Here is a 5,466-nt window from a genome sequence, read left to right as displayed (position 1 = left end):
CCACCACGCCGCCGTCGAGCCCGACCACGCCGCCGCCGGGCGGCGACTGCATGGCGGTCTACAAGGTGCTCAACTCCTGGCCCGGCGGGTTCCAGGGCGAGGTCATGATCATGAATCACAGCGCGCGGACGTACGGCGGCTGGGTGGCCGGCTGGACGTGGCCCAGCGGTCAGTCGATCAGCAGCCTCTGGAACGGCACGGTGAGCTCCTCCGGATCGGCGGTGACGGTCGCCAACGCGGCCTGGAACGGCACGATCGCTCCCGAGGGCACCACCACGTTCGGCTTCACCGCGACCACCACCGGCGCCAACACCCTGCCCACCGTCACCTGCTCCGGCCGCTGACAGTCCGCTGAAACGATCAAGAGGTTTGCGTCGCCGGAGCGGACTCCGGTCGACGCAAACCTCTTGATCAACGGCGGTGGCCCGCACGGGGCGCGCGAGGGCCCCGGCCGTCAGCGGACCATGGAGCCGACCACGGGCTTGGTGAGCAGGGCGGACTGGTTGCGCTGGATGCCGGGGTCGAGGGTCTTGGCCACGAAGATGGCGTGCCAGATGCAGAAGATCAGCACGGTCCACACCTTGCGGGAGTGGTCCGCCTCCTCCCGCTTGTGCTCGTCCAGCAGCCGCATCGCGTACGACAGGTCGATCAGGTCGCCCGCGCCGGAGGTGGCCAGCACGTGCCGGGCCCACTCGTACATCTCGCCGCGCAGCCAGACCCGGGTCGGGGTCGGGAAGCCCAGCTTCTTCCGGTTGACGATGGCCGGCGGCACCACGCCCTGCAACGCCTGGCGCATGGCGTACTTGGTGGCGTCCGAGCGGGGCGGAAGCTTCAGGTCGACCGGGATGCCGGCGGCCACGTCGAAGACCGCCCGGTCGAGGAAGGGCACCCGCACCTCCAGCGAGTGGGCCATCGAGATCCGGTCGGCCTTGACCAGGATGTCGCCGCGCAGCCAGGTGTAGAGGTCGACGTACTGCATCTTGGTGACGTCGTCGAGTTCGGTGCACTCGGCGTAGATCGGCGCGGTCACGTCGGTGTAGCGCACCGAGGGGTCGTAGCGGCGAAGCAGGTGCTGCTTCTCCTCCTCGGTGAACATTCGGGCGTTGCCGTAGTAGCGCTGCTCGATCGGGGTGGTGCCGCGCTCCAGGAAGCTCTTGCCCTTGACCCCCTGCGGGATCGCCTTGGAGACCGCGCGCAGGCCCTTCTGCATCCCGCCCGGCAGGCCGTTGACCGCGCCGAGGGAGAGCGGCTCCCGGTAGATCGTGTACCCGCCGAAGAACTCGTCCGCGCCCTCGCCGGAGAGGACCACCGTGACGTGCTCGGCGGCCTTCTTGGCCACGAAGTAGAGCGGCACCAGCGCCGGGTCGGCCACCGGGTCGTCCAGGTGCCAGACGATCTTCGGCAGGGCGTCGATCATGTCCTGCGGCCCGATCTTGGTCGGGATCGTGGTCACGTCGAGATGCCGGGCCGACTCCTGGGCCACGTCGATCTCGGAGTAGCCGGGCACGTCGTACCCGACGGTGAAGGTGAGGATGTTCGGGTTGAACTCCCGGGCCAGGGCCACCACCGCGGTCGAGTCGATCCCGCTGGACAGGAACGAGCCGACCGGCACGTCCGAGCGCATGTGCATCCGGACGCTCTCCCGCAGCGTCTCCCGGATCTCCTGGTAGAGCCGCTGCTCGTCGGCGACCGGGGCGGGGTGGAACACCGGCCGGTACCACCGGCGCACGTCGATGCGCCCGCCCGGGCTCCAGGTCAGGTACTCCCCCGAGCCGATCCGCCGGATCCCCTTGTGCAGGGTGCCGGGCTCCGGAACGTACTGGAGGGTCAGGTAGTGGCTCAGGTTGGCCGTGTCGATGCCGGCGTCGCCCTCGTAGTTCGAGTGCGCGAAGGGCAGCAGCGCCTTCTTCTCCGAGGCGAGGTAGAGCCCGTCGGCGGTCTCCAGGTAGTGCAGCGGCTTGATGCCGAAGTAGTCGCGGGCGCCGAAGGCACGCCGCTCCTGCCGGTCCCAGATGACGAAGGCGAACATGCCGCGCAGCCGGGTGAGCACCTGCTCGCCCCAGTAGTGGTAGCCGGCGACGATCACCTCGCCGTCGCCGGCGGTGGCGAACTGGGCGCCGTAGGTCCGCACCAGCTCGTCGCGCAGCTCGATGTAGTTGTAGATCTCACCGTTGAAGGTGAGCAGGTAGCGGCCGTCGGCGTACGGCAGCGGTTCGTGGCTGGAGGCCACGTCGATGATCGCCAGGCGCTTGTGCGCGAACACCCCGTCCGCGTACCGGCCGGAGGCGTCCCCGACCACCTCGACACCGGTCTCGTCCGGGCCGCGGTGGTGCAGGCATTCCAACGCCCCGGCGATGTTGTCGCGGTGAGCGGCGGCGTCGCCGCGCGCACTGAAGAAGGCCAGGAGTCCGCACATGGTGGTCATCTTTCCACGCGCGTGAAGCGGCCGTCGCGGCACCGCAGGCTCTTCCGGCCGGGACCGGGCGGGTACCGTCTGGACCAGCGACGAGGCGGAAGGAGCGGACCATGACCGAGGACCGGACGAGCGGAAAGCCGGCGGACGGCACCGAATCGCACGACCCGGATTTCCCGCAGGCGTTCCTGGACTTCATGCGCCAGGGCTGGCGGGACACCACGCTGCCGGTCGGCCCGCGTCCCGAGGTGCCCAACCACGCCAAGCGCCGGGCCGCGCTCTCGGCGGCGTTCCCGGGCGAGACGCTGGTCATCCCCACCGGCACCGAGAAGGTACGCGCCAACGACACCGACCACCCGTTCCGGCCGGGCAGCGACTTCGCCTACCTGACCGGCGACCACGACCCGGACAGCGTGCTCGTGCTGCGCCCGAACGGCTCCGGGCACGACGCCACGCTGTACATGCGTCCCCGGTCCTCGCGGAAGACCGACGAGTTCTTCCGTAGCCGGCACGGCGAGCTGTGGGTGGGCCGGCGGCACACCCTGGCGGAGAAGTCGACCGAGCTGGGCCTGCCGACCGAGGACCTCGCCGAACTGGACGCGGCGCTGGCCGGGCTGGCGCCGGGGCGTACCCGGGTGTTGCGCGGTTTCGACGGCCGGGTGGACGCGGCCGTGCGGCCCTGGGACGGCCCTCGCGCCGACGGCCAGCCGGCCCGCGACCGCGAGCTGGCCATCGCGATCTCCGAGCTGAAGCTGGTCAAGGACGAGTGGGAGATCGCCCAGCTCCAGGAGGCCGTCGACGCGACCGTACGCGGTTTCGAGGACGTGGCCCGGGCGCTGCCGGCGGACCGCGGGGTCTCCGAGCGGCTGCTGGAGGGGATCTTCGCGCTGCGCGCCCGGCACGACGGCAACGACGTCGGGTACGGCTCCATCGTCGGCGCCGGCGAGCACGCCACGATCCTGCACTGGGTGCACAACCACGGCGCCACCCGCCCGGGTGAGCTGCTGCTGATGGACATGGGCGTGGAGAACCGCAACCTCTACACCGCCGACGTCACCCGGGTGCTGCCGGTCGACGGCCGGTTCACCCCGTTGCAGCGTCAGGTCTACGACGCGGTGTACGCCGCCCAGCAGGCCGGCATCGACATCATCAAGCCCGGGGTGCCGTTCCGGGAGGTCCACCTGACCGCGATGCGGGTCCTCGCCGAGGCGCTCAAGGACCTCGGCCTGCTCCCGGTGAGCGTGGACGAGGCGATGGACCCGGCGTCGACGGTCTACCGCCGGTGGACGCTGCACGGCACCAGCCACATGCTCGGCATCGACGTGCACGACTGCGCCAACGCGCGTAAGGAGCACTACCGCGACGGCCCGCTCGGCGAGGGCTACGTGCTGACCGTGGAGCCGGGGCTGTACTTCCAGCCCGAGGACGAGCTGGTCCCGGAGGAGCTGCGCGGCATCGGCGTGCGGATCGAGGACGACATCCTGGTCACCGCCACCGGCGCGGTGAACCTCTCGGCCGGTCTGCCCCGCCGCTCGGACGAGGTGGAGACCTGGCTGGCCGAGCAGCGCGAGGCGGGTCCGCGCCTGCCCGGCTGACCCGGTACGACCCCCGGCGGGCCCCGCCGTCGGTGTCTGCGACGTTTTCGTCGTCACGGCACCGGTGGCGGGGCCCGCCGCTGTTTGCGCTGCTCACCACCTTCTTCCGCCTTCTTCGCGACCTTGCGCCCTGCTGCGCCCACCCGCCCGATGTGAGGGAAATGCGGGGTTTTCTCGTATACGTCCGCGTCGCGAGGATCCTTCTCATACGGTGTGGATAACAGGCTGCAACCCATTTGTAGCTGCTCGTGCCGCTCAGGATGGTACGAGCCCGTCTGGTAGCAGGAAAGGGCGGAAGGCTCTGATGTCCAACGACCTAACGACTCCCGACGGCGGGGCCCCTTCGGCCCTGTCGTCGACTAGGCGACGCAAGCTGTGGGTCGCCACCGGCGTGGCCGGCCTGACCGGCGTCGTCGGCCTGGCGGCACTGGGCGGGCTGGCCGCCCGCAACGACAACTCCGACGACCCGCAGCGGGCCAGCGACTCGCAGGCGGCCCCGAAGCAGAACGTCAGCGATGCGGGCCCGGACTCCGACAAGCGCAACGACAAGGGCAAGGGACACGACGACCGGGACAGGGGCGAGGACCGCCGGGACCGGGACAAGGACCGGGATCGTGACGAGCACGGTCGGGTGCGGGAGGTGCCCTGTGACGACGAGAAGCTGATCGAGGCTGTCGATCTGGCGAACCGGGATCACGGTGGCACGTTGAAGCTGGCCAAGGACTGCACCTACGAGCTGGACGGGCACGACCGGAAGTCCGGCACGGGCCTGCCGACGATCAAGCAGGAGATCACCATCAAGGGTGAGGGCTCCACGATCAAGCGGGACTCCGAGCAGACGTTCCGGCTGTTCCGGGTCGCCGACGGCGGCGACCTGACCCTGAAGGACGTCACGCTCAAGGGCGGCAACGCCTCCGAGTTCAAGTACGGCGGCGACCAGGGCCCCGGGGGACCCGGCGGACCGGGCGGACCCGGTGGACCCGGTGGACCGGGCGGACCCGGTGGACCGGGTGGACCGGGTGGACCGCAGGGCGCCCCGGCTGCGCAGGGCGGGCAGGGAGCCCAGGATGCCCAGAGCGCGCAGGGAGCCCAAGGCATGCAGGGCGGGCCGTGGGGCAAGGACGGCAAGGACGACAAGAACGGCAAGGACGATAAGAACGGCAAGGACGACAAGAACGGCAAGGACGACAAGAACGGCAAGGACGACAAGGACCTCGAGGCCGACGGCGGTGCGTTGCTGGTCGAGCGCGGCGGTAGCGCGCACCTGAAGAAGGTCACGCTGACCCGCAACAACGCCGAGGGCAACGGCGGCGCCATCGCCAACTTCGGCCGCGTCGACCTCGAGGACAGCGAGGTGGAGAACAACCACGCCCAGGAGAACGGCGGCGGCATCTTCAACCTCGGCGTCCTCAAGGTCACCGGATCCTCCGACCACCACGACTGGTCTCCCACGACAAG

The 5,466-nt window shown here is 70.3% G+C and carries 3 protein-coding genes and 1 pseudogene; 3 read left to right on the top strand and 1 reads right to left on the bottom strand.

Annotated elements, in window-relative coordinates; all coding sequences use genetic code 11:
- On the top strand, positions 1 to 344 hold a 344-nt coding region (locus tag JNW89_RS26345; protein ID WP_238451011.1), incomplete at its 5' end, for a cellulose binding domain-containing protein.
- A gap of 110 nt (positions 345 to 454) precedes the next feature.
- Here JNW89_RS26345 and asnB read toward each other — a convergent pair.
- Positions 455 to 2,416 carry an asparagine synthase (glutamine-hydrolyzing) gene (asnB, locus tag JNW89_RS26340; RefSeq protein ID WP_238451012.1) on the bottom strand — a complete coding sequence of 654 codons (1,962 nt, stop codon included), beginning with the start codon at positions 2,414 to 2,416 and terminating at the stop codon, positions 455 to 457.
- 110 nt (positions 2,417 to 2,526) lie between these two features.
- On the opposite strand from asnB, the gene JNW89_RS26335 reads away from it, so the two are divergent.
- Together JNW89_RS26335 and JNW89_RS26330 are read left to right on the top strand one after the other, a co-directional pair.
- Complete coding sequence (locus tag JNW89_RS26335) at positions 2,527 to 4,008, top strand: aminopeptidase P family protein (protein WP_238451009.1); 1,482 nt, start codon at positions 2,527 to 2,529, stop codon at positions 4,006 to 4,008.
- Between the two features lie 304 nt (positions 4,009 to 4,312).
- Positions 4,313 to 5,466, top strand: a pseudogene (locus tag JNW89_RS26330) (hypothetical protein); the annotation flags it as partial.

The organism is Micromonospora sp. 4G55, assembly GCF_016803375.1.
This window is presented reverse-complemented; position numbering and strand designations above follow the sequence as displayed.

Excerpts from the sequence above, each read along its gene's own strand:
- asnB (WP_238451012.1), bottom strand. The coding sequence starts at position 2,416 with ATGTGCGGACTCCTGGCCTTCTTCAGTGCGCGCGGCGACGCCGCCGCT.
- JNW89_RS26335 (WP_238451009.1), top strand. The coding sequence starts at position 2,527 with ATGACCGAGGACCGGACGAGCGGAAAGCCGGCGGACGGCACCGAATCG.